Annotated in this window: 21 protein-coding genes; 11 read left to right on the top strand and 10 right to left on the bottom strand. The window is 69.1% G+C overall.

Annotation, left to right across the window (positions count from 1 at the left end; genetic code table 11):
- Positions 1-97: 97 nt before the first annotated feature.
- The 4 genes from ACWDVW_RS24890 to ACWDVW_RS24875 form a co-directional block, all read right to left on the bottom strand.
- Entirely contained in the window at positions 98-1,879 is a 1,782-nt protein-coding gene (locus ACWDVW_RS24890) for a substrate-binding and vWA domain-containing protein (protein WP_449953199.1), read from the bottom strand.
- Between the two features lie 86 nt (positions 1,880-1,965).
- Positions 1,966-3,231 (bottom strand): protein kinase domain-containing protein, encoded by a 1,266-nt coding sequence (locus ACWDVW_RS24885; protein WP_449953197.1) that lies wholly within the window; start codon positions 3,229-3,231, stop codon positions 1,966-1,968.
- 428 nt (positions 3,232-3,659) lie between these two features.
- On the bottom strand, positions 3,660-4,025 hold the full coding sequence (locus ACWDVW_RS24880) for a DUF4345 family protein (protein ID WP_449953195.1): 366 nt from the start codon (positions 4,023-4,025) through the stop codon (positions 3,660-3,662).
- Positions 4,022-4,402, bottom strand: coding sequence for a hypothetical protein (locus tag ACWDVW_RS24875; RefSeq protein WP_449953193.1), 381 nt, complete (start codon positions 4,400-4,402; stop codon positions 4,022-4,024). Before ACWDVW_RS24875 ends, ACWDVW_RS24880 begins: the two co-directional genes overlap by 4 nt.
- A 76-nt stretch (positions 4,403-4,478) precedes the next feature.
- Between ACWDVW_RS24875 and ACWDVW_RS24870 the strand changes: the two genes are divergently transcribed.
- Complete coding sequence (locus tag ACWDVW_RS24870; RefSeq protein ID WP_449953190.1) at positions 4,479-5,282, top strand: helix-turn-helix domain-containing protein; 804 nt, start codon at positions 4,479-4,481, stop codon at positions 5,280-5,282.
- Between the two features lie 138 nt (positions 5,283-5,420).
- A complete protein-coding gene (locus tag ACWDVW_RS24865) occupies positions 5,421-5,951 on the top strand; it encodes a pyridoxamine 5'-phosphate oxidase family protein (RefSeq protein ID WP_449953187.1) in 531 nt (176 codons plus the stop codon).
- A 1,226-nt stretch (positions 5,952-7,177) separates the two neighbouring features.
- Here ACWDVW_RS24865 and ACWDVW_RS24860 read toward each other — a convergent pair.
- Positions 7,178-7,894: a VOC family protein gene (locus tag ACWDVW_RS24860; RefSeq protein ID WP_449953184.1), complete on the bottom strand. Its 717-nt coding sequence runs from the start codon at positions 7,892-7,894 to the stop codon at positions 7,178-7,180.
- Positions 7,895-8,144: 250 nt separating this feature from the next.
- On the opposite strand from ACWDVW_RS24860, the gene ACWDVW_RS24855 reads away from it, so the two are divergent.
- Positions 8,145-8,804 (top strand): DUF4241 domain-containing protein, encoded by a 660-nt coding sequence (locus ACWDVW_RS24855; protein ID WP_449953233.1) that lies wholly within the window; start codon positions 8,145-8,147, stop codon positions 8,802-8,804.
- Positions 8,805-8,809: 5 nt separating this feature from the next.
- Here ACWDVW_RS24855 and ACWDVW_RS24850 read toward each other — a convergent pair whose 3' ends face one another.
- On the bottom strand, positions 8,810-9,136 hold the full coding sequence (locus tag ACWDVW_RS24850) for a hypothetical protein (RefSeq protein ID WP_449953181.1): 327 nt from the start codon (positions 9,134-9,136) through the stop codon (positions 8,810-8,812).
- Between the two features lie 821 nt (positions 9,137-9,957).
- On the opposite strand from ACWDVW_RS24850, the gene ACWDVW_RS24845 reads away from it, so the two are divergent.
- Both ACWDVW_RS24845 and ACWDVW_RS24840 read left to right on the top strand, forming a co-directional pair.
- Positions 9,958-10,350 carry an SH3 domain-containing protein gene (locus ACWDVW_RS24845; protein ID WP_449953178.1) on the top strand — a complete coding sequence of 131 codons (393 nt, stop codon included), beginning with the start codon at positions 9,958-9,960 and terminating at the stop codon, positions 10,348-10,350.
- Positions 10,351-10,657: 307 nt separating this feature from the next.
- The gene (locus ACWDVW_RS24840) at positions 10,658-11,029 is read left to right on the top strand and encodes an ArsR/SmtB family transcription factor (RefSeq protein ID WP_449953231.1); all 372 of its coding nucleotides are present in this window, start codon (positions 10,658-10,660) and stop codon (positions 11,027-11,029) included.
- 165 nt (positions 11,030-11,194) lie between these two features.
- Here the strand turns inward: ACWDVW_RS24840 and ACWDVW_RS24835 are convergent, their stop codons facing one another.
- The 3 genes from ACWDVW_RS24835 to ACWDVW_RS24825 form a co-directional block, all read right to left on the bottom strand.
- Positions 11,195-11,887, bottom strand: coding sequence for a class I SAM-dependent methyltransferase (locus ACWDVW_RS24835; RefSeq protein WP_449953228.1), 693 nt, complete (start codon positions 11,885-11,887; stop codon positions 11,195-11,197).
- Positions 11,888-12,268: 381 nt separating this feature from the next.
- Positions 12,269-13,729, bottom strand: a complete 1,461-nt coding sequence (locus tag ACWDVW_RS24830; RefSeq protein WP_449953176.1) for an SDR family NAD(P)-dependent oxidoreductase — start codon at positions 13,727-13,729, stop codon at positions 12,269-12,271.
- Positions 13,730-13,953: 224 nt separating this feature from the next.
- The gene (locus ACWDVW_RS24825) at positions 13,954-14,511 is read right to left on the bottom strand and encodes a dihydrofolate reductase family protein (RefSeq protein ID WP_449953173.1); all 558 of its coding nucleotides are present in this window, start codon (positions 14,509-14,511) and stop codon (positions 13,954-13,956) included.
- 191 nt (positions 14,512-14,702) lie between these two features.
- Here ACWDVW_RS24825 and ACWDVW_RS24820 point away from each other — a divergent pair, with 191 nt between their 5' ends.
- The 3 genes from ACWDVW_RS24820 (at position 14,703) to ACWDVW_RS24810 (ending at position 17,018) form a co-directional block, all read left to right on the top strand.
- Positions 14,703-15,428: a flavodoxin family protein gene (locus ACWDVW_RS24820; protein ID WP_449953170.1), complete on the top strand. Its 726-nt coding sequence runs from the start codon at positions 14,703-14,705 to the stop codon at positions 15,426-15,428.
- Between the two features lie 71 nt (positions 15,429-15,499).
- On the top strand, positions 15,500-15,901 hold the full coding sequence (locus ACWDVW_RS24815; RefSeq protein ID WP_449953167.1) for a Rid family hydrolase: 402 nt from the start codon (positions 15,500-15,502) through the stop codon (positions 15,899-15,901).
- 175 nt (positions 15,902-16,076) lie between these two features.
- Positions 16,077-17,018 carry a DUF5996 family protein gene (locus ACWDVW_RS24810; protein ID WP_449953164.1) on the top strand — a complete coding sequence of 314 codons (942 nt, stop codon included), beginning with the start codon at positions 16,077-16,079 and terminating at the stop codon, positions 17,016-17,018.
- A gap of 46 nt (positions 17,019-17,064) precedes the next feature.
- On the opposite strand, the gene ACWDVW_RS24805 is transcribed toward ACWDVW_RS24810, so the two are convergent.
- Positions 17,065-19,800 (bottom strand): helix-turn-helix transcriptional regulator, encoded by a 2,736-nt coding sequence (locus ACWDVW_RS24805; protein ID WP_449953161.1) that lies wholly within the window; start codon positions 19,798-19,800, stop codon positions 17,065-17,067.
- Positions 19,801-20,156: 356 nt separating this feature from the next.
- On the opposite strand from ACWDVW_RS24805, the gene ACWDVW_RS24800 reads away from it, so the two are divergent.
- The 3 genes from ACWDVW_RS24800 to ACWDVW_RS24790 all read left to right on the top strand — a co-directional run bounded on the left by ACWDVW_RS24800 (position 20,157) and on the right by ACWDVW_RS24790 (position 21,761).
- A complete protein-coding gene (locus ACWDVW_RS24800; protein WP_449953158.1) occupies positions 20,157-20,465 on the top strand; it encodes a GNAT family N-acetyltransferase in 309 nt (102 codons plus the stop codon).
- 175 nt (positions 20,466-20,640) lie between these two features.
- Positions 20,641-21,396, top strand: a complete 756-nt coding sequence (locus ACWDVW_RS24795; protein WP_449953155.1) for an AAA family ATPase — start codon at positions 20,641-20,643, stop codon at positions 21,394-21,396.
- Positions 21,397-21,437: 41 nt separating this feature from the next.
- A complete protein-coding gene (locus ACWDVW_RS24790) occupies positions 21,438-21,761 on the top strand; it encodes an FGGY-family carbohydrate kinase (RefSeq protein ID WP_449953152.1) in 324 nt (107 codons plus the stop codon).
- The last annotated feature ends 56 nt before the right edge of the window (positions 21,762-21,817 follow it).

Raw genomic sequence — 21,817 nt, 5'->3', positions numbered from 1 at the left:
GTGCCCGTCCGGACAGGCGGCGCGGATCGACGTCAGTGCGCTGAGGGTGTTCGCGGCGCGCTGACGCCGCCCGACGACGTTCCAGAGTGAGAGTGCGTCAGAAGCTGCTGACCAGCTTCACGAACGCCTCGTCGATCGTGGCGGGATCGGTGGCGTCGTAGGCCTTGCCCGACGACGCTTTGGCGATCTTGTCCAGGGTGGCGAAGTCCGACTCCCGGTCGAAGGCGATGCAGAACACCTTCACCGGACGCTGCGGATCCAGGGCGACCTCGTCGAGCAGGCGGGTGAGGTCGTTGTCCTTGGTGTACTCGTTCTTGCCGTCGGTCAACACGACGATCGCGTTGATCCGCTGCGGGTCGTACCGGTCGAGCAGCTCCCGGTGTGCGGCCCGGACCGTCGCGTAGAGCGCGGTGCCGCCCTCGACGTGCAGGCCGTCGATCTTGCGGGTGATCCGCTTCTGATCGAACGCGCCGAGAGGAACCTCCTCGCGGTAGGGGCTCTTCGGCCGCTTCGAAGTCTCCGAGGAGAAGGACCAGAGCCCCACCCGGTCCTCGGAGTTGAGCAACGCGAGGCCCTTGCCCGCTGCCACCGAGGCGACCTGGAAACGGGTACGGGTGCCGATCATCGCCTGCATCGATCCGGACGTGTCCAGGGCGATCAGAATGTTGGCCTTCTTACGGAGGGTGCGCCAGCCGTCCAACATCGCACCGACCACCTGCGGGTCCGGGGGCTCGAAGTAGGTCAGCCCGCCGGCGGGCTCGTCACCGACGCTGGCGAGCAGCTCCGCCGACGCGCGGCGTTCGTGGTCCCGGAAACCCAGGCGGGTGAAGCTCTCCTGCTGGGCGTCCTCGGTCAGGAAAGCCTGGAAGTCGGCCGCTGCCGCGCGCTGCCGCTCGTCGGCGGCGGGCAGCACCACGAACGGATGGTCCAGGTTGAACGTGCCCTCCTTGGGGTGGACGGCGACCAGCGGGACGTTCGGCCGGCGGCCCCGCTCCTGCCCCTCCTGCCGAGGGCTCAACGCACCCGTGTTGTAGAGGTCCACCAGTTCCTCCTGCAGGACGATGGCACTCATGTCGTCCGTACGGCCCGCCAGGTCCGCCTCGGCGAGGCTACGCAGCAGGTCCACCGAGTCGTCGCTGTAGTGCGCCACGTTGGCCTCGATCCGGCGCACGAACTGGGTGACCGCGGGTTTGGCCAGGTCGGACCGGGTCAGGTCACTGGACCGTTGCACCGCCGCGTAGTAGGTGGCGATGGTCGCGGCCAGCCCGGAGGTGGACAGGTTCGGGTTGTCCTTGCCGAAGGTGAACCTGCCCCATTCCGGCTTGCCGAAGCCCGCCCACCCGTCCCGCCCGGACAGGCCCAGGATCTCCCCCCAACCCAGCGGCCCGCGCTGGCGTACCAGCTCGGCCTTGGGCTGCGGCATCGCGATCACCAGCGGGCTGTTGGCGATCGACGGGTAGCGGTCCGGCGTCTGCGGCGCCCGCCCGGCGGCCTCGTCGAGCAGCCGCAACTGGCCGGTCCACAGGCTCGACGTCGGCAGCCAGACCTGGGGTTGCGGCAGGCCGGTGTGGGTCCATCCGGTGGCCAGCGCCTCGGTGGCCTTGCCCGAGTTCAACGCGCTGACGTGCACCTGGGCGCAGCCGCCACCGTCGATCGACCGGGTGCTGCTGTTGTAGCGCTCGGCCAGGTCGACCAGCAGCTCCGCCTTCTCCGTGGAGGAGTTGACATGGAGGGTGACGGCGCAGTCGGTGCGGGGCCCCTCGCTGCCCGCTTCGCGCTGTTGGACGAACACGAACGCTCCGACGATGACCACCAGCCCGGCGGTGACGGCGGCGGTGTAGGGCAACCACTGCCGTGTACGCGTAGCGGGTGGGGTCATCGGGACGTCCTCCTCGGCAGACGGCTGGTGGCAGTCAACCTATCGATCCGGCGCCAGCCGGCGCCCCAGACCTCCACCGTACCGAGTCATCCGTGGTCGGAGCGTCCCCCGACCGCCGTCGCGACGAGCAGCCGAACCAGGTAGACCACGACGAAGGTGACCGCCCCGACCGCAGCGGCCGGGCCGGTCGCGCTCGACGCGACGTAGCCGCCGGCGGCGCCCACCGAACCGAGGAAGAGTGCGGTCGAGATGCCCCAGGCGTCCAGGGACTCACGCCGCAAGCGTCGCAGCGCGCCGTCGGGCTCGGCACCGACGGCGGGCTCCGTCACGGGCACGTGTTCCGGCCGTGTCGGCCGGGCCTGGGTCGGCACCGTCGGCGGGGCCGGAGTCTGCGGCAGCGTCGGGTGCGGCTGCGGTGCCGTCGGCGTGATCTGGGGGAGCGGGTGGTTCGGTGTCGGCGCGCCCGCTGTCTCGTTGCCGACTTCGAGCAGGTTCTCCCGATGTAGCGGCGTGGTGAGCGTGGCGTCCTGTCGGAGCAGCCGTACCAGTACACGTTCGGCATCCGGCCGGTCCACCGGATCCTTGGCCAGGCACTGCCGAATGAGCTCGTCCAGTGCGGCAGGCAACGCGGGCAGCTCGGGTGGATCGTGCAGCACCCGGTGCATCACGGCGAAGAGTGAGTCGTTGCCGAACGGCGGTTGACCGCCGGCAGCGAAGGCGATCGTGGCCGCCCAGGCGAAGACGTCGCAGGGTGGACCGACCGCGTCGTTGCGGAACCGCTCGGGCGCCATGTAGGCGGTGGTCCCCATGACTCGGCTGGACGCCGTCTCGGTGACTCCCAACGCGCGTGCGATACCGAAGTCGATCACCCGAGGGCCGTCCTTGCCGAGTACGACATTGTCCGGCTTCAGGTCGCAGTGCACCACGCCGGCACCATGGATCGCGGCGAGTGCGGTGACGGTGCCGACCGCGAGCCGGTGTAGGGAGTTGCCGGTCACCGGGCCGTGCTCGCGGACGTGTCGGTGCAGGGTCGGGCCCTCGATGAATTCACTGACCACATAGGGCTGCTCGCCGTCCACCTCGGCGAAGAGCACCTGCGCGGTGCAGAACGGAGCGACCCGGCGTGCGGCGGCGATCTCCTTCACGAACTGCGACCGGGCCCGTGGATCAGTCAGATCGGCGTTGATCATCTTGACCGCGACCCGGTCACCGGCGTCGTCCTCGCCGAGATAGACGACCCCCTGTCCACCCGCGCCCAGTCGGCCGACCAGCCGATACCGGCCGGCGGTGACCGGATCGTGCGTCCACAGTTTCGTCAATCCTGGCACCGGTGTGCCGGCCAGTTCTGACATCCCGACTCCATCAGCGTCGTGCCCGGCCACCGGCGGCGCAGGACACGGCCATCGTGCCATGTCCGCCGCTGGTGACCGAGAACTCCGAGCACGGGCTGAGGTCGAACAACGCCCATCCGCAGGGGACGAGACGCTCGCGTCGTCGGCGGCGCTCGCGTGCGACTACCAGCACGCATCGACCGGCTGCTTTCCGACGGCGGATCCCTGGTGCACGCCATCGGTAAAGGCCGCCTCACCACGATTGGCATAATGCCTCGACAAGCACGGCGACCAGCGACGCTCGTGCACGCTCATGCCGCATCGAGCGTGTGGAAGCCGGTACGCCCGTCGCCGTTGGTAGCCGAGTCTGTGGCCCAGAACGCAACGCCGCCGAGCCAAGCCATCGGCGGTGCCTTCCCTGCCTGCCATACGACTCGCCACGATCAGGGTCAGGCGACGCTGAACAGCAGGGCGGCACCGATGGTCTCGATCCAGAAATACCACCAGATCGGATAGAACGCTGTGGCCTTGTCGGCGATCCGGGAGATCAACCGGCCGAGGGCCATTCCGGCAAGGGCCGCTGCGACGGTGATGACCGCGCCGGTCCGGATATCGCCGATGTCGAGCGCCGCCGCAGCCAGTACGGCGGCGGTCGCCAGGCCGAACCCGCCGTAGACCGCACGGATCTCGGATCGGCTTTCGGCTGATTCGATGACGATGCGGAAGGGGCGGGCAAGTGCCGCAGGCGCGGCCAGCGCGTAGACGCCCATGCCGAGGAAGAACGTCCCGACGAGGATGATGACCGTGGTCGTCATTCGCGCTCTCGAACCGGCGTCGTGCGGTGCCCGCAGGGGCTGGACGCGAGCAGGGCGGTCCCCGCCGACAGGACGAGCAACGCGACGGCGTCGACCTGCGCCACCCGGACTACCTGCTGGTTCAGCGATGGGGTGGTCAGTACGAGAAGCAGGAAGGTGCCGAAGCTGGCCGCGTTGATGGCCACCGCGGCGGGGCGCAGGTGCGGGCGGAACGCCGAAACGATGATGGTGCCGCCGACCAGAGCGAGCAGGAACGCCCGATGCCGCATGAGCGTCTCCAGGTCCGCGCCCGTGACGTCCACGCCATAGGCCGAACGGGCCCAGGCCGGCGACACGGCACCAGCGCCGGGCAGCACGTTGAGCAATCCGGCCGCCACAAGGAGCCCCTGCCCCAGTCGCCGCCTGATTCGTCCTGGTGGGCGCAGCACGCGTGTTGGTCGTTCCTCTGCGGTTATGAGCACACGTGCGATCATCGGCCACGTGGTCGATGTCCCGCTTCCAGAAACGTGTCGGGCTGAGCCGGCGAGGATCTGGATCTGGCTCGGACAGGCGGCCTATCTGGGGCCCTCACTGAGGTTGGATGTGCACTCCGGTTCGGTGCACTGTTTCGCGTTGGGCGTCGATGCACCGTTCACGCTACAAGCCGACGGCATCGGCGAACGGCGCACCCGCAGCGCCCTCATTCCGGCGCGGACACGACACCGGGTCATCGCGGACGACGGCCGGATGCTGTTCTTCTACCTCGACCCTGGCTCGGGCCTGGCGGAGGGTGTTCGCGCGCGGATGACCGAACGCACCTCCTCGGTCGGGCTCGACTATCAGCACGAGTCGTCGCTGATTGGTCACGTACAGGAGACCTCGTTCCCCGATCCGGCCCGACTGCGGGAATTCGTCGACCCTCCGAACCTTGGCGCGATGGACGAGCGGATCCGCACCGCGATCGGCATCATGCGTGCTCACCCTGACCGGAAGATGAGCGCGGCGCAGCTCGCTGCCGAGGTGCACCTGTCGACGTCACGGTTTCTGCACCTGTTCTCGGCGAACGCCCACACCAGCTTCCGCCGGTACCGGTTGTGGACACGCATGCTGCACGTCGCGCTCGCGGTCGGCGAAGGTACGGACCTGACCCGGGCGTCCATCGAGGCCGGGTTCGCCTCGCCGGGGCACTTCAGCGACAGCTTCCACGCCATGTTCGGACTGACCGCGAGCAGGCTACTTTCCGAACACACCCGCCTCGTCGTGCTCGACACGCGATGACATTCACCTGGTGTCTGTACGCCAGTTGAAGAAATATGACACAAGGTGTCAGGTTTTGGATGGAGCATGGGTTCGTCGGTCGGCGCCGGTGATGGGCGCGGACCAGGGCACAGATAGATGCGGAGAGACAGGACCTCCATGCGCGAAACCCCAGAAGATCTCGAAAAGCTCCAAGCCCTCCTTGACACCTCCCTCGCCGGCTCCACCTCCCACCTCCGCTCGATCATCAACACCGCACGCACACTGAACGCGGAGCAGCTGACCCAGGTCCTCACCGGCATGTGCACCCTCGCTCTGTCGAGCGTGACGGCGAAGGGCGAGCCGCGCATCAGCGGTGTGGACGGGCACTTCCTGCGAGGCAAGTGGTACTTCGGCACGGCGCGCGACGCCGCCAAGGCGCGCCATCTCGCGGCGCGACCCGCCGCCAGCGCCGCACATATGCGCGGTGAGGACCTCGGCGTCTTCACGCACGGCACGGTGGAGATCCTCAACCCCCGCAACGGCGACCAGGCCGCAGACTGGCCGGACGTGCTCGCGTACTTGAAGGACTTCTACGGCGTCGACCCCTTCGACTGGGACAACGACGTGGTCTACTACCGGCTGCATCCGCACTGGATGACCGTCTATGCCCCGGACATCGCAAAGCTCACCCCGGCGTCCCAGCCCTGATCCACAGCACGGGCCAACCGATACACGTCCAGGACCCGCTTCGTCAGAGGTCTCGTTACCGCCTCGCCAAGGGCGAACCGTTCAGGCCGGGAGGACGGCCTGTTCGCTTCGGACAGGCCATAGCGTCCGCGATGTCCTGGACGAGCTACAGCTCGTCGGGAACGTCGGTCGGTCACGGCCGGCGGCCCGGCCAGGATCCCCGGGCGGACGAGTCGATCAAGGAGGTCGAGCAGTTTCACCTCGCCTCGAAACAGCCGCTCACGCTCGGATGCTGGCATCTCGGCGAGCAGGTCCGGGCCACGTTCGTCCTGCGGTACAAATTCCATCGTCCCGAAGTACTCACGGCAGCCGCGCACCACGCCAAGCGGACACAGCGCTCGTAGAGATTGTCAGAGGGTGCGTAACAGCGGTACCTGTAGGAGTAGATCTCACCGGCACACGCATCGGCGCTCCCAGCACGAGCCCCATGAATCGTGCTGACCTTCGATCGTGCTCACCTGGCAGCTCGACGTCCCATGAATCTGATCTTTCCCGGGCTACCAAGCGGGCTGCCATCCGTATCTGCCGCGCAGTGCACGGCGTGGGGCCACCTACTCCTGCGGGCCAACCACGTCGTTGGGGCAGGGCGGATCGAATGTCAAGGTCAACGAGCTGTGGTAGGCGATGGAGCTGCGCTGGGTTCGCGGCTGATCGGCCGGCTCTTCGTCACCCGTCCAGACCTTGACGGCTCGATAGGCGAAACCGTCCTGGCTCGCCACCTTGGTGCGGAAGAGAACGTGCTGCCCGCAGGCCAACTTCCGGTATCCATCCAACGAAAATGGCCGAGAGGTGGACCCAGCACCCGCCCGGCACATCCGGACCGTCGATGACACCCCAACCTGCTTCGGCGTCGAAGGTGCGTACTGAACCAACACTCGCCATCGGTCCAGTCTGCACGACACCCGTTGACGTGGTCTGCCAAGTCCGCGTCCGCATCTGGCCGATGTGAGTACGTCGTGCTCTCCGTGCCAAGGTCACGCTTGATCCGGGATCGAGTGGCATCCCCGCGCTTCCGTAACCACTCGATCCCGGATCGAGCACGACCTTGAGGCTGGCGAGCGAGTGCGCCGGCGGGACGTTGATCCGATGCCCGGATCTGCCGCCGACCGCGTGCCACGGACGGTGACTGCTCCCGAGCCACCCAGCGTCCGGACGTAGCCGAGATGAGGGGCGTTTCGTCTGATGAGTCATCGCCGCGCTGCTGCGAGGTCGGCGGCGTTGTCGAACGCGGGTGCGGCCCTTTCGGATTCGTCTTCCGTGAGCGTGACGGACTGGGCGCGGGCCAGCATCTCGGCCGCGGTCTGTGGATCGTGCAGCACCATCGCGAGTTCGGCGCGGTAGACCAGGACCTCCACCTGCTCGACCGGGTCGTCGTCGGCTTGGGGGCGGGCTAACGCGCTGTCGAGGATCCGAACGGCCTGTCCGGCGTTTCCCCGGGAATCGGCCTGGACGACAGCATTCGCCAGGGCCTTGGCGAGCCGCCCGGCAGGCGTGGCGGCCGGCATGGGCGCGGTGGCGTCCCGGAAGACGCGGATCCAGTTGCCGCCTGGGTCGATGACGCTAAATCCGCCGACCCCGTCGGCGTTCTTCCGCGCCCTGGGCCGGGTCATCCGCGGTGTTCCGGACACCAGTACCTTGCCGTAGGTGGCGCGCATGCCGGCGGCGAATGCCCGGTGTAGTCCCTCGATGTCTGTGGTGAGTACGAGACAGGAGCCATAGGACTGCTCTGGGTCGAAGCCGGGGATCTCGAAGAACTGTAGATGCAGGTCTTCCCGTTGCACCGCCACGCACGGGTTGGGCTTGCGCTGCTTGTAGGTGGTGCGGAAGCCGAGAACTCCGTAGAAGGTTTCGATGTCGTCGATGGATGCGCACGGCAGCAGGGGAATGGTCCGCTCGTTGGTCATGCCTCCTTTCTAGGCGTCGCGGGGTGTCCGTCGCCCATGGAAATAGCCGATCATCGCCGTCGGCCATCCGATCGGCTGATGGCCCAGAAACGCAGCGCCGCCGAGCCGAGCCATCGGCGCTGCCTTCCTGCCTGCCATACGACTCGCCAAGATCAGGCGCCCGGATCTGCCGCACCGTGGGTCAGGGAACTCGGCTGGCGGCCTGATGCGGCTCTCGGTCGGAGATCGCGTGCTCGATACGCTGCGCGTCATGCCCTACGTGCCGGATCTTAATGCGGTGTTGACCGCCGGGTATCGCGTCGAGAGCGATGGGATCACGTACCGTGTCGAGCCGCACGAGCTCGGGCCGGTGCTACTGCCGTCCGGCAAGGTCGTGGGGTGCGATCCGCTGGTGGCGCACACCACGCCGTTCGTTGACTCGGTGGCGCCCGGCCGGTATCCGTTACGGGCTTGGGTGGCGCTGTTGCGTGCCGACGGCGGCGAGTGGCAGCGACGGATCACCGCCCTGCAGTTGACGGTGGTGGACGAGCCGATCGCGGCGTGGAGCATGGCGCTGCTCCCAGGTCAGGACGTCGCCTCACTCGGTGACGAGGACTTCTTCGGCTACGCGGTCGACGCGGGTACCGGGACGCTCGCCGACCAGGTCGCCATCGAGGCACTGCGCGGGTGGGACTTCGAGAGGGTCGACGAGGTCTTTATTCCGGCGCAAGTTCCGGACGACCCGATCGACGCCGTCGTTTCCGCAGTGGTGGAGGAACGGACTGGAGCCAACGTGTATGTCGTCGGCTCGGGATGGGGCGACGGTGTGTACGCAACGTACGTAGGTCACACCGCGGACGGGCGTATCGCCAGCTTCGTCACTGATTTCCGCGTTGTGCCCCTCACGGCGGTCGTGTCGAGGACGATGTGATCGGCTCAGCTACCGGACGGCGACCTGAAGATCCACCAGGGTTCACCGACTGGAGTTGCCTCCGGATGTCCCGTAACGATGAGTGATCGTTGGTCGGTCGTCGCTAACAGGAGTGTGCCGTCGTCCGTCACATGTGCCCCTGCGATCGTGGCGCCGTGCAGGATGAGCGCAGCTGTGAGCCAGCTGGCATCGTCGGCAGCGGTGCCTTGAGTCCGGCTGGCGGCCTCGATACACCAATCCGTGTCCAGGTAGAGCCGGCTCTCTTGCGGCGGCGTCGGGCGGTTGTCACAGAAGCCGAGAAACAGCCATGCCTGGCGGACGCCAACCTCCACGACGAAGCAGCCTACGAGTTGGTCGGGATCCACTTGTCCTCGCATTCGTCGCAACGCAACCATTGTGCGAGCTCACCCCACGGAGGCTGTCCGGGCACAAGAACCAGGAGCCGCCACGGATGGTCGCACAGGGCGTTGTCGTTACCACGTACCTACAGGTGGCTGTCGGCTTCTCCGCGTCGACCTCGTAGCGCAGCCGTGGCTGCACCTCTCCAAAGAAGATCGTGAGGGCATGCCAACGCCGAAGTGATGACCGCCCGAGGCCCTCGGTGGCGACGAGGTACGGCATGTTCGCATTCTCGCGGGGCGGTCCGCAGACTTACTCTTCTGCCGCTGGCCGCGCCCGGCGCTCGGGAAATCGCGGCGCCGCAAAAGGGCCTGCGCGGTGGGTATATGGCGCTCGGAGTCAGCGGCCTGGTAGCGGAGCGGGCCGGCTGCTGCCGGGTCGTTGAGGAGTTTGACGAGTAGGGCGCCATGCGGGAGTTGTCGTGCCTGGGCGGTGATCTCGGGGCAGCGGTACCGAAGGTGGCTGGGTCCGAGGGTGGCCGTGCTCCGGCCTGCGACCTGAGCGGTACAAGCAGCGCCACGCTGTGGAGCGCGGCGTCAACCGGCTCGAACGCAGCCGTGCGGTGGGCCACTCGCTTCGACGCGCTGGCCGTCGGCAACGAGGCCACTGTTCACCTCGCCGCTACCAGAAAGAAATGAATGTGGTCGATGCCTATGTGCGCCCTAGGGTGAAGTCACTCGATATTCCGCCACCGTTCTCGCTGCTCCGGGCAGTGCCAGATGGGCGGGGACGACTACGAGACAGGGAGTGGCAGATGAAAGTCACCACAGCCGCACGCCTGACCGCGTGCGCCGTGGCCCTCGGCCTGCCGGTCGTGGCCGCCGGCCCGGCGATCGCGCAGACCGCCCCGCAGGCCTCGAATGAATCGACCACGGCGATGGCGCCGCGTTGTGGTTGGCTGCCCGGCGCCAACGAACCGTACAGCGTCGGCTTCTCGGGCGCCGGTATCCGCCTGCGGACCGGTCCGTCGACGACCTGCACCGTGCTGGGCCTGGGCTACGCGGGCCAGAGCGCGACCCTGCGGTGCGGCGCGGTGGGTGACGACGGGTGGGGCTGGTACTACGTCAGGAACAACAGCACCGGCGTCACCGGCTTCGTCCGCGGTGACGGCCTGACGGGCGTACCGATCTCCACCCTGGCCTGCTGACGCCCGGTGTCGGTCGGCATCGATCTCCGGGCCGCGTCGGGCACCTGTCCGGCGCGGCCCGCCGCCACCCGCCCGATCCGACGGCTCCGGCCTGGTCGGCAACAGCCAGTCCCGGGTGGTGAGGCCGGTCAGAGGATTAAGGCCTAGGTGGCCGGCCGCCGGGTTCGGCGATCGTGACGCCGTGCTGGACGCGTCCGGTGGTGCGTAGATCATCATGCGAGATACGGCAGAAGCGGCGGGGCTCCCACCCGATCTCTGGGTGATCCTGCCCTCGTTCACCAGCGGATTGATGGGTTTTCCTGCAACGATGCGGGGTGTGGCAACTGTGAAGAGTGTGGCGCCCGTTGTTTCGCCTTTGGCTGGTGAGCCGTTTGAGCGTGCTGATGCGGAGCGGCTGGCGGGGGTGTTGAAGGCGTTCGCTGATCCGGCTCGGCTGCGTTTGCTCAGCTTGATTCAGTCGGCTCCGGAGGGGGAGGCGTCGGTTAGTGATTTGACTGAGCCGTTGGGGTTGTCTCAGCCGACGGTGAGTCATCATCTGCGGATTCTTACTGAGGCTGGTCTGCTTGAGCGTGACAAGCGTGGTGTGTGGGCGTTTTACCGTCTGGTGCCGTCTGCGATCGCTGCGGTCGCTGACCTGTTGACCCCGCCCCGCAAACGCGCAACGAAGAAGACCCGCTGACCGACGCCATCTCAGACGCCTCCTGAGGCCGATAAGGAATTGCCGGCCCCGGACGGGGGCGCCGCGCTGGATCGGCGCGGTGGTGACGTCGCGCGCCGGTCGCCGACGTGACGGCGCCTGGGACGGCACCGACGCGTGCGCAGGTGCCAGGGCCCAAGGTGTCGATCAAGGGGTGCGGCCACCGGCGGTCTGCCGTGTGTGTTCCCTTCGATCGAGCCGCCTCGTCTCCACCGGCCCGGCGGATCGGCGGCCACGGACCGCAAGTCGCTTCCATTCCAGGGATCTGCCGTCCGCGCATCGGGATGCAGTCTGCAGGACTGGCCATTCGGCTCGGCTGGGGCCGAGAGTCGAACGCCCTCCGAAGCGCTCGTCGACAACCGTGATTGGACGTCGGCAAAAGTAGACCAGGGCGGGTGGCAGGTTGGTCCACACCGTTCGGCTGATGACGACCTCCTCGAACCGCGATCGGAGAGACGCCAGCAATCGCTGGGCCGATGGGGCCCACCGGGCGTGAACGTAGGCGAATGTGGTGAAGACGCCGGCCGGCTGCAGCACGGTTACCACCTCAGACAGTACGTTCCGTTGCAGTTCTTCGTCGAAAGCCGCCCATGGCAGGCCACTGACCACGACGTCGACCCGGTCGACGCCGCGTTGCACGAGTACCTCGCGGAGGGACGCGGCGTCCGCGACCGCGATTTCGACAGCGGGATGAAGCATGGCCAGTCGCTCGGCGAAGCGAGGATTGATCTCGATCGCGAGGTGTCGGCCCGATCCGGCCAGGCGCTGCTGGATGGGCGCGGTGAAGGCGCCGGTTCCAGGGCCGAGCTCTAGGACGACCGGACAGCCCGTCGCCGGCACCGAGGCTGTGGCCAGCTCGGCCAGTGCCGAACCGCTCGGCCGGATCGCTCCGACAGTCAGAGGGCTGCGCAGGAACTCGAGAAGAAATGACACAGGTAATGACACAGGTATAGCCCACTATCGCTCGGGAGCTGAACCGGCTGGAGGCGTCGCCATTCACTGGGTCATGGATCGCCGCCGGTCAGGGTCTCGGGTCTTTCGTTGCGATCGAGGCTGGACCATCGTGGAGGGGACAACAATGGTCTGCCGATCCCAGGATCGGGAGACCTCCGAGCCGCAGGAGGAGCGTGAGGTCGCCGGAGCCCCGCGGTCTGTCCCGCGACGACCAGCGTCGGAGCAGGAGAACGGCGGCAATGGGTGCGGCGGCAGGGCGGTAACGGATCACCAGGCGCAGGGCGCGTAGTCCTTGAGGAAGCAGCCGTACAGGTCTTCGCCCTGTTCGCCACGGACGATCGGATCGTAGACCCGGGCCGCGCCGTCGACCAGGTCCAGCGGGGCGTGGAAGCCGTCCTCCGCCAGCCGCATCTTCGTCGGGTGGGGCCGCTCGTCGGTGATCCAGCCGGTGTCGACGCTGGTCATGAGGATGCCGTCGGTAAGCATCTCCTGGGCGCTGGTCCGGGTCAGCATGTTGAGCGCGGCCTTGGCCATGTTGGTGTGCGGGTGCCCTGGCCCCTTGTAGCCACGGCCGAACTGGCCCTCCATCGCCGACACGTTCACTACGTACTTGCGGCGGGCGGTCGCTGCGGCCATCGCCGGTCGCAGTCGGCTGACCAGCACGAACGGCGCGGTCACGTTGCACAGTTGCACTTCGAGCAGCTCGACCGGGTTCACCTCGTGCACCCGCTGCACCCAACTGTTGACCGGGTCGAGGTCCGGCACCAGACCGCCGGCGTCGATGGCGCTGGCTGTCGCGATCCGTTCCGGCGAGGCGGAGCCACTGGTGAGCGCCAGTGCGGTGAGGGCGTGCGGGGTGATGGTGGGCGAGTTCGGTGGGGCGATCAGACTGCCCGCCGGGTCGCCCCGGCCGGCCGGTTTGGCGAACGTGATCATCTCCGGGAGTGGGCCGTCCGGCAGGGCCGCCGACTCCGCCGCGACGAGGTGCGCGTACGCGGCAGGCGTGCGGCGGACGGTCTGCGCCGCGTTGTTGATCAGGATGTCGAGTGGTCCCTGGTCGCTGACCGAATCGGCGAGGGCGATCACCTGGGCGGGGTCGCGCAGGTCGATCCCGACGATCCGCAGGCGGTGGAGCCACTCCCCGCTGTCGGGCATCGCGGCGAATCGACGGACCGCGTCGTGGGGAAACCGTGTGGTCACCGTGGTGTGCGCGCCGTCGCGCAGCAGCCGCAGCGCGATGTACATGCCGATCTTCGCCCGGCCGCCGGTGAGCAGCGCGCGTCGACCGGTCAGGTCGGTACGGGCGTCCCGGCGCTCCCGGTTCAGCGCGGCGCAGGGCGGGCAGAGCTGGTGGTAGAAGGCATCCACATCGCGGTAGCGCTGCTTGCAGATGTAGCAGCCGCGCGGATTGTGCAGCACGCCGGCCGTGGCACCCGCGGTGGGGGAGACGAGCGGGTTGCCCTGGGTCTCATCGTCGATCCGGCCCGGGGCGCCGGTGGCGGTGGCCGCCGTCACCGCGCGGTCGGCCGCCGCGATGGCATCCCGCCGTTCCTCGCGCCGCCGCTGCTTGATCGTCTTGTAGAGCCTCGCGGTGGCCCGCTGCACCCGCACCACGTCGGGGTGATCGGGAGGCAGGTCCTCCAACGCCTCGAAGACGCTGAGACAGGTCTCCAGCCGGGACGGGTCAATGCGGTACTGACCGTTTTCCGTATCTTTGTCTGCCGTCATGCCGTCGCTGCTCGTCCCGTTCCCTGCGCCGGATCCATCCGGCCCACCCCAAGTCCGACCCGGAACTGTACGCACCGCGCGGCCTCCGACGCATCCCCGCGCCTGTCCACCAGCCCGGAGACCGTCGAAATCACATCTCGACGAGGTGTCCTCGCCTTCGAGGAGCCGTTCACCCCGCACGGCCCGCGCTACCGGTGACCTGGCGGCGATGGACTCCGTGTGACTCAGTGCGCGCGGCGGTAGTGCATGGCCACCACGCCGCTGCGGAGCGGCTGCGCCGAGAGCAACTCGAGCCGGCGGGGGCCGGGCAGCCCGCCCTCGTACAGCGTCGGGCCGTGACCGGCGATCCTGGGATGGATGAGCAGCTTGTACTCGTCGATCAGGTCCAGCCGGTCGAGTTCGGTCGCGAGCTTTCCGCTCCCGAGCAGGACCCCGGCCGGGGTCGTGTCCTTGAGCCTCTGCACGCCCTCACGCAGATCGCCGTCGATGTGGTGGCTGTTGGCCCACGGGAAGTCGTTGCGAGTCGACGACACCACGTACTTGGGTTTGGCCTCCAGCTTGACCGCCCACTCACGCAGGGCCGACGGCGCCTGTTCGTCGCCGCGGGCGACGGCCGGCCAGGCGCTCTCCATCATCTCGTAGGTGACGCGACCCCACAGCATGGCTCCGGCATCGTCCATGAGACGGGTGAAGAAGGCGTGCGTCTCATCGTCGGCGATCCCCTCCCGATGGTCGACGCAACCGTCCAGGGTGAGGTTGAGGCTGAAGACGAGCAGTCCCATGGCCGGCGAGTCTAACGCCGGACCGCGCCCAACTCCGGGAACTCCGGTCCGTCGGCGCGCATGAGGCGAGTCGCGAGCAGGACCGACCGATTGACCGGCCGATCCGGCGCGGGCCGCAGCGTCCGACACTCGTGACGTGGGCCTACCCGAGCGACGGTCCGCCGGTACGACCGATGACCAGGAAGGACCCCATGACCGCGACGGCGATCGAGAAGCCCGACTTCACCGGGCTGCGCGCGATGTACATCAACTGCACCCTCAACCGTTCCCCCGGCCGTAGCCACACCCAGGGAGTGGTCGACCGCAGCGTGGCGATCATGGAAGCGAACGGGGTCGGCGTGGACCAGATTCGCGCCGTCGACCACGACATCGCCACCGGCGTGCGACCCGACATGACCGAGCACGGGTGGGACACCGACGAGTGGCCCGCGTTGCTGACCCGGGTGCTGGCAGCCGACATCCTGGTCATCGCGGGACCGATCTGGCTCGGCGACAACAGTTCGGTGACCCGCCGGGTGATCGAGCGGCTCTACGGCTACTCGGGCGTCCTCAACGACCAGGGCCAGTACGCCTACTACGGGCGGGTCGGTGGCTGCCTGCTCACCGGCAACGAGGACGGCCTGAAGCACTGTGCGATGAGCATCCTCTACAGCTTGCAGCACATCGGCTTCACTGTCCCGCCACAGGCCGATGCGGGTTGGCTCGGTGAGGTCGGCCCCGGGCCGTCCTACCTCGACGAGGGATCCGGCGGGCCGGAGAACGACTTCACCAACCGCAACACCGCGTTCATGACCTACAACCTGCTGCACCTCGCGTCGATGATCCGTCGTGCCGGCGGCTTCCCGGCCTACGGCAACCAGCGCACCGCCTGGGACGCAGGAGTTCATCCGGACGCCGCCAACCCCGAGTACCGCTGACGCGACGGCCGGCCACCGGGACAGACCGGGCTCTCGCGTCCGTCACACCACGAACAGGATGGGGATCGACGATGGCCACGATCAGTGACACCTTCGACCACGGCGTCCCGTGGGAGGCCGCCTACGGCTACCGCCAGGCGCTCCGGGTCGGCGACACGGTCTACGTCTCCGGCCAGCTCTCGCACGACGACCAGGGCATCGTGGGCGCCAACGACATCCACACGCAGTGCGAGGTGACGTTCGCCCACCTCGACCGCGTGCTGGAGCACTTCGGCGCGACTCGCCGTCAGATCATCGAGACCACCGTGATCCTCACCGACCTGCGGGAGAACTTCGGCCCGGCCGCTGCCGCGCACCGCGCCTACTTCGGCGACCACCGCCCGACGAGCACGACCTTCGGGGTCGTGGAACTGGCGCTCCCGGGCCAGGTCGTGGAGATCGGCGCGGTCGTTCTGCTCGACCTGCCGCGCTAGTGCGACCGTGCACCTGGTTCGACCGGGTATCCGGAGCAGGCCGCAGCGTTCGCCACGTGGAACCCACCGGACACGCCTACGCTCGGGGTGCGCTCGACGGGCGCGGCCGGCCGAACCGAGGACCCGACCACGACGACCGTCACCTCTCGTGACAGCGCCAAGGATGTGAGTAGCGATGACAAGCCCGCACACGACGAGCTGGCCGAGCCTGCGGGTCTCGGACTGGACCGCCACCCGCGACACCCTGCACATGTGGACCCAGATCGTGGGAAAGATCCGCATGGCGCACGCGCCGTTGCTGAATCACTGGTGGCAGGTGACGCTGTACGTGAGCCCGCGCGGGTTGACGACGTCCGCCATCCCGTACGGGACGGGAGCCTTCGAGATCGAGTTCGACTTCATCGGCCACCGGCTCGACGTTCGCAGCAGCGACGGCGGCACGCGGAGCCTTCCGCTCCGGCCGATGCCGGTCGCCGAGTTCTACTCGCGGGTCATGGCCATGCTCGACGAGCTCGGGATCGAGGCACCGATCCGACCGCGCCCCAACGAGGTCGACCCGGCGATCCCGTTCGCCGAGGACCACCAGCACGCCTCCTACGAGGGGGAGGCGGCGGCCCTGTTCTGGCGACAGCTGGTGCAGGCGAACCGGGTGATCGGCGAGTTCCGGTCGCACTTCGTGGGCAAGGTCAGTCCGGTGCACTTCTTCTGGGGCGGGATGGATCTCGCCTGCACCCGCTTCTCCGGCCGCTCGGCCCCGCCGCACCCCGGGGGAGTGCCCAACTGCGGGGACTGGGTCATGGTCGAGGGCTACTCCCGCGAGCTGTCCAGCTGCGGGTTCTGGCCCGGCGGCGGTGTGGAAGGCGCCTTCTACTCGTACGCCTATCCCGCGCCCGACGGGTTCGCCGAGCAGCCGGTCGGCCCCGACGGCGCCTACTTCAGCACCGAGTTCCAGCAGTTCCTGCTGCCCTACGAGGTCGCCCGCGCCGCACCGGACCCCGACCGCGCGGTCGCCGAGTTCCTCCGCACCACCTACGAGGCCGCCGCAGACCTCGGGCACTGGGACCGCGCCGCGCTGGAGGACGACCCGCTGCGCTGGCACCGCACCGGCGCACCGTGACACCCCCACTCGTGCCGGAATCGATCGCCCACGGCGCACGGTCGGGCTAGCTGAGCCGCAGGTCCCCGTCGAAGTCGATCCTGGCCAGCTCGGTCCGGGAGGTGATGCCCAACTTGGGATAGACGTTGGCCAGGTGGTGACCGACCGTACGGGGACTGATCAACAGCTGCGCCGCGATCTCCCGGTTGGTCAGACGGTCCGCAGCCAACTGCGCCACCCGCAACTCCTGCGCGGTCAGCCCGGCTGCGGTCGAAGGATCGGCCCCGCGCCGGTCGGTCAGCGCCTGCTCGCGCAGCGCCCGCACCCGCAGCGGGCCCGCGCCCAGGCGGTCGAAGGTCTCGGCTGCTGCGGCGAGCTGAGTACGGGCGTCGGCCCGGCGGCGTGCCCGCCGCAGCCACTCCCCGTACAGCAGCCGGGTGCGGGCGTACTCGAACGGCTGCGCCCCCGCCCCCGCGACGTCCAGGGCGGCTCGGAACGAGACCTCGGCCGCCGCACCATCCTGGACGAGGGCCCGCAGACGATGACCGGCCGTGCGGGCCCAGGTCGCGCCCGTTCGCTGCGCCCACTCCTGCACCATGGCGACCTGGGACTCGGCGACGTCGCTGCTGCCGACCTGCACCGCCGCTTCGACGGTGTCCGGGGCCGCGAGCAGCGCGAAGGTGGCATGGGATGCCTCGTGGCCGGACTCGACGAGGCACAACAGGTCGGTCAGCGCCTCCTGCGGACGACCCTCGAACAGCGCCGCCCGTCCCCGAAGCCAGTACGCCGATGCGCTGAGTGCCCGGACCCCGCGCGGAACCGAGACCCGCAGGATATCGCTGGTGTGCTCGTCGACGGCGCGGTAGTCGCCGCGGGCGGCAGCCAGTACGCCGAGGCAGCTGCGGCTCTGCGTGGCGAGGTGATCCGCCCCGACCTCCTCGGCCAGCCGCAGGCCCTCGGTCGCCGACACCGCGGCGGCGTCCCACCGACCCGCAGCGGTGTCGAGGACCGCGATCTGCGCCAGCACCAGCGCCAACGCCGTGAGCTCGTGCCGACGCCGCAGCTGTGCGGCCTGCACGCGCAACACGTCGAGCAGTCGAGCCTCGACGCCCCAGGCCTGGGCCAACGGCACGGGCGGGAGTAGCTCCCACGCGACCGTACCGAGCCGACCGACGGCGTCGCTGGCCAGGTCCGGGGTCGGCGGGGGGAACTCGCCGGTCAGGTCGTAGCAGGACCACCAGTTCCGCAGTACGGGCATCAGCCCCGACACCGCCGAGTCACCGTCGGTGTCCACGGCCCGCAGCCGGTGCAGCGCCTCCTGTTGCAGGTCGGAGCGGCCCGCCGACCAGGCGGCGCGGACCGCGACCGTGCCCAGCTCCACCGCGCGTCGGGTCTCGGCAACCACGGCCATGTCGGATGCCAGGTAATGGTGGGCACGCTCGGGCATGCCGTACGCGAACTCGAGGATCCCGCGCAGCCCGCCGCTGAGCCGGACGATGGGATGCACACCGCCCAGGCGTTCAGCGTCTTCGAGCACCTGCCGTGCCGTGTCGGCCTGGCCGGCGTGCCACGCGGCGCGGGCGGCCACAGCCAGCCGGCGAGCGGCGTCCGCCGGCTCCGGCGACAGCTCGGCGGCCCGACACAGCGTCCGCGCCGCCATCGAACCCGCACTGCGTAGCAGACACTCCTCGGCGGCGTGTTGCAGCAGCGCGGCGACATCCTCGTCCGGCCCGTCCGCAGCGGCCGCCAGGTGCCAGGCCCGCTCCATGGTGGCGTCAGCTGGGAGGGCCTCCGCCAGCGCCCGATGCACCGCCTGCCGTTCCGCGAAGGGGGAACCGTCGTAGACGGCTGCCGGGATCAGTGGGTGCCGGAACTCCAGGCGGGCGCCCGAGGCGCGGAGCAGACCCGACCGCAGGGCCGCGTCCCAGGTAGCGGTGTCGACGCCCCAACCGGCCCCCGCGCGGTGCACGACGTGCCGGTCGCCCCGGCCCTCGGCGGCGGCCAGCAGCAGTAACGCCCGGGTCGACGGTTTCAGGGCCTCGAACCGTGCGCAGAACGCCCGTCGCAACCGTGGCCCCACCGGCACCGGGTTCCCGGACAGCGAGAGCGGCGCCTCGCCGTCGGTCTCGTGATCGAGGGCGGGCAGCTCGTGCAGCGCCAACGGGTTGCCCCCCGCCGCCTGCACCGTCCGATCGACAAGCGTCGCGTCGGCCCCCGGCACGACGGCGGTCACGAGTTGGCGCGCGTCCTCGTCGGCCAGACCGGCGACCTCCAAGGCCGGCAACCCCTCCCACGGCCCCGAGGCGGGATCCTCGTGTACGGTCAGCAGCACCGCTACCGGCTCCGTCGCCACTCGACGAGCGACGAACCCCAGGCAATGCGCACTCGCCTCATCGACCCACTGAGCGTCGTCCACCACGATCAGCACCGGTCGCTCCCGCGCGAGACCGGAGAGCAGCGACAGCACGGCCGCGCCGATGAGGAAGCGGTTGGCCGGGTCCCGACTGATTCCCAACGCACCCCGCAACGCCGCAGCCTGCGGGGCGGCGAGCGTCTCCAGCCGATCCAACACCGGCCACAGCAACTCGTGCAGCGCCGCGAACGCGAGCCCTGCCTCCATCCGCGTGCCCCGGCACCGCAACACCGTCGCGTCGGAGGCCGCCCCGACGGCGTAGTCGAGCAGGGCGGTCTTGCCGATGCCCGGCTCGCCCCACAGCACGAGCCCGGCACCCGCGCGATCCGTCGCCCGATCCAGGAGCCGGTCCAGCGCTGCGGTCTCGGCGCGCCGTCCGAACAGTTCCATGTCCCACCCCAGAGTGTCGCGCCTGGCCGTGATGGCACCGCCGTTTTCAAGGCTATAGCCCGGTCTGCCCCATCGTGAGACGACCGATTGACCGACCGATCCGCTTCGGCCACGCTGCCGCACACTCGATCCGTGACCACGACGAGCGCGTCGCCCATGACAGCTCGGCCGCGTCCGAGCCGTCAGTGGCGCGGTGTCACGATCGCTGGTGACGTGGTGGCACTGTTCGTGGCCGGGGAGCACCGAATACTGGACTCCGGGAGTCGCAGATGCCCGCCGGGCACGTCGGAAGAGACCGTTGGCCGGATCGCCGCGTCGGTCGGTCCGTGTCGGAGATGAGATCTGATGGAGGGCGCATGGTCGTGAATGTGAAGGATGTCCCGGAAGCCAGCCGGTACGAGGCTCGGATCGAGAGGGAGTCCACGGTTGCGGGGATCGCGCAGTACATCCGCACCACGGAACTCATCGCGTTCGTACACACCGAGGTCTCGCGGGAGTACGAGGGCAGGGGAGTGGGGGCGGCCCTGGCCCGCGCCGGCCTCGACGAGGCCCGCGCCGCAGGTCTGCTGGTGCTGCCCACCTGCCCGTTCTTCGCCGGGTGGATCGCCCGGCACCCCGAGTACCAGGACCTGGTGTATCAGTCCCGCAGCAGAGTCAGCGACTGAACAGCCGGGCACGACAGCGACGGACACCGGCAGAGGCAGCCGGTGATGCCGGCGGCATCAGCACGAGGTGCCGGGTAGCGTGGCGACGGCCTGATCTCGCCGCCAAGCCGGCAACCGGCTCCCGCCGGGCGTGTGGGCCGGTGTGACGGCTGGCCCGGCAGGAGGGGGAACGGCGGTGTTCGTGCGGGGCGCCTACGTGCCGTCCGGCGTGTTCGCGTCGGCGGATCGTGGCCGGTGGCCGTACACCATGGCGGCCGTGGGCGCGCTTGCCGATCCGGGCGTCGAGTTCACCACGCCGGTGACGCTGCTGACCGGTGACAACGGCACCGGCAAGTCGACCCTGGTCGAGGCGGTCGCGGTCGCGGCCGGGTTCAATCCGGAGGGCGGTAGTACGTCCTTCCGGTTCGCCACCCGCGCCAGCGAGTCCCCGCTCGGTGAGCATCTGGTGCTGCGACGCGTCGCCGGCCGCAAACCCCGCACCGGGTTCTTCCTGCGCGCCGAGTCGTACTACAACGTCGCCACCGAGATCGAACGTCTCGACGCCGACCCGCACTCCCCACCTCTGCTGGGTGCCTACGGCGGCGTCTCCCCACACCACCGCTCGCACGGCGAGTCGTTCCTGGACCTGGTCAACCACCGGTTCGGTGCGCAGGGCCTGTACCTGCTCGACGAGCCGGAGGCGGCCCTGTCCGTACACGGCTGCCTGGCGCTGCTGCTGCGGATCGCCGATCTGGTCGCCGACGGCTGTCAGTTCCTCGTCGCCACCCACTCACCGATCCTGCTCGCCTGCCCCGACGCGACGATCCTGCACATCGACGCCGACGGCACCATCGCACCGGTCGACTACGACCAGGCCGAGCCGGTCGCCCTGACCCGGGCGTTCCTGGCCGATCCGGGACGGTTCCTGCACCACCTGCTCACCGAACGCTGACCAGGTCCGCAGCGCGCCGGGCCACCGCCTCCATGCCACCGGTGGGGCGGTCACCGTTCGGTTCCCACGACACCGCCTCGGCCGTGGTCGCGGTGCCCGCCGACGGCGAACACTTCGCCTACATCTCCTGCGGCACCTGGTCGCTGGTCGGCGTCGAGCTGGACCGACCCGTGCTCACCGAGGCCAGCCGCCGGGCCAACTTCACCAACGAGGGTGGGGTCGACGGCACCATCTGCTACCTGCGCAACGTCATAGGGCTGTGGCCGTTGCAGGAATGCCTCCGCAGTTGGGGTGACCCCGACCTGCCCGACCTGCTCACCGTCGCCGCGCGCGAACCCGGATTCCGTCGGTACGGTCGGTGGTGACCTGGCGGCACTGCGGCGATTGGTGCGGCAGACTCAACCGATCGTGCGCTATCAGC

The sequence above is a fragment of the Micromonospora sp. NPDC003241 genome (assembly GCF_053589795.1).
The sequence above is the reverse complement of the archived record's forward strand: the minus strand, read 5'-3'. Positions and strand labels throughout refer to the sequence as shown.

Excerpts from the sequence above, each read along its gene's own strand:
- ACWDVW_RS24870 (WP_449953190.1), top strand. The coding sequence starts at position 4,479 with ATGAGCACACGTGCGATCATCGGCCACGTGGTCGATGTCCCGCTTCCA.
- ACWDVW_RS24810 (WP_449953164.1), top strand. The coding sequence starts at position 16,077 with ATGACAAGCCCGCACACGACGAGCTGGCCGAGCCTGCGGGTCTCGGAC.
- ACWDVW_RS24880 (WP_449953195.1), bottom strand. The coding sequence starts at position 4,025 with ATGACGACCACGGTCATCATCCTCGTCGGGACGTTCTTCCTCGGCATG.
- ACWDVW_RS24885 (WP_449953197.1), bottom strand. The coding sequence starts at position 3,231 with ATGTCAGAACTGGCCGGCACACCGGTGCCAGGATTGACGAAACTGTGG.
- ACWDVW_RS24825 (WP_449953173.1), bottom strand. The coding sequence starts at position 14,511 with ATGGGACTGCTCGTCTTCAGCCTCAACCTCACCCTGGACGGTTGCGTC.
- ACWDVW_RS24890 (WP_449953199.1), bottom strand. The coding sequence starts at position 1,879 with ATGACCCCACCCGCTACGCGTACACGGCAGTGGTTGCCCTACACCGCC.
- ACWDVW_RS24800 (WP_449953158.1), top strand. The coding sequence starts at position 20,157 with ATGGTCGTGAATGTGAAGGATGTCCCGGAAGCCAGCCGGTACGAGGCT.
- ACWDVW_RS24845 (WP_449953178.1), top strand. The coding sequence starts at position 9,958 with ATGAAAGTCACCACAGCCGCACGCCTGACCGCGTGCGCCGTGGCCCTC.
- ACWDVW_RS24840 (WP_449953231.1), top strand. The coding sequence starts at position 10,658 with ATGCGGGGTGTGGCAACTGTGAAGAGTGTGGCGCCCGTTGTTTCGCCT.
- ACWDVW_RS24860 (WP_449953184.1), bottom strand. The coding sequence starts at position 7,894 with ATGACCAACGAGCGGACCATTCCCCTGCTGCCGTGCGCATCCATCGAC.
- ACWDVW_RS24805 (WP_449953161.1), bottom strand. The coding sequence starts at position 19,800 with ATGGAACTGTTCGGACGGCGCGCCGAGACCGCAGCGCTGGACCGGCTC.
- ACWDVW_RS24820 (WP_449953170.1), top strand. The coding sequence starts at position 14,703 with ATGACCGCGACGGCGATCGAGAAGCCCGACTTCACCGGGCTGCGCGCG.
- ACWDVW_RS24815 (WP_449953167.1), top strand. The coding sequence starts at position 15,500 with ATGGCCACGATCAGTGACACCTTCGACCACGGCGTCCCGTGGGAGGCC.
- ACWDVW_RS24865 (WP_449953187.1), top strand. The coding sequence starts at position 5,421 with ATGCGCGAAACCCCAGAAGATCTCGAAAAGCTCCAAGCCCTCCTTGAC.
- ACWDVW_RS24855 (WP_449953233.1), top strand. The coding sequence starts at position 8,145 with ATGCCCTACGTGCCGGATCTTAATGCGGTGTTGACCGCCGGGTATCGC.
- ACWDVW_RS24830 (WP_449953176.1), bottom strand. The coding sequence starts at position 13,729 with ATGACGGCAGACAAAGATACGGAAAACGGTCAGTACCGCATTGACCCG.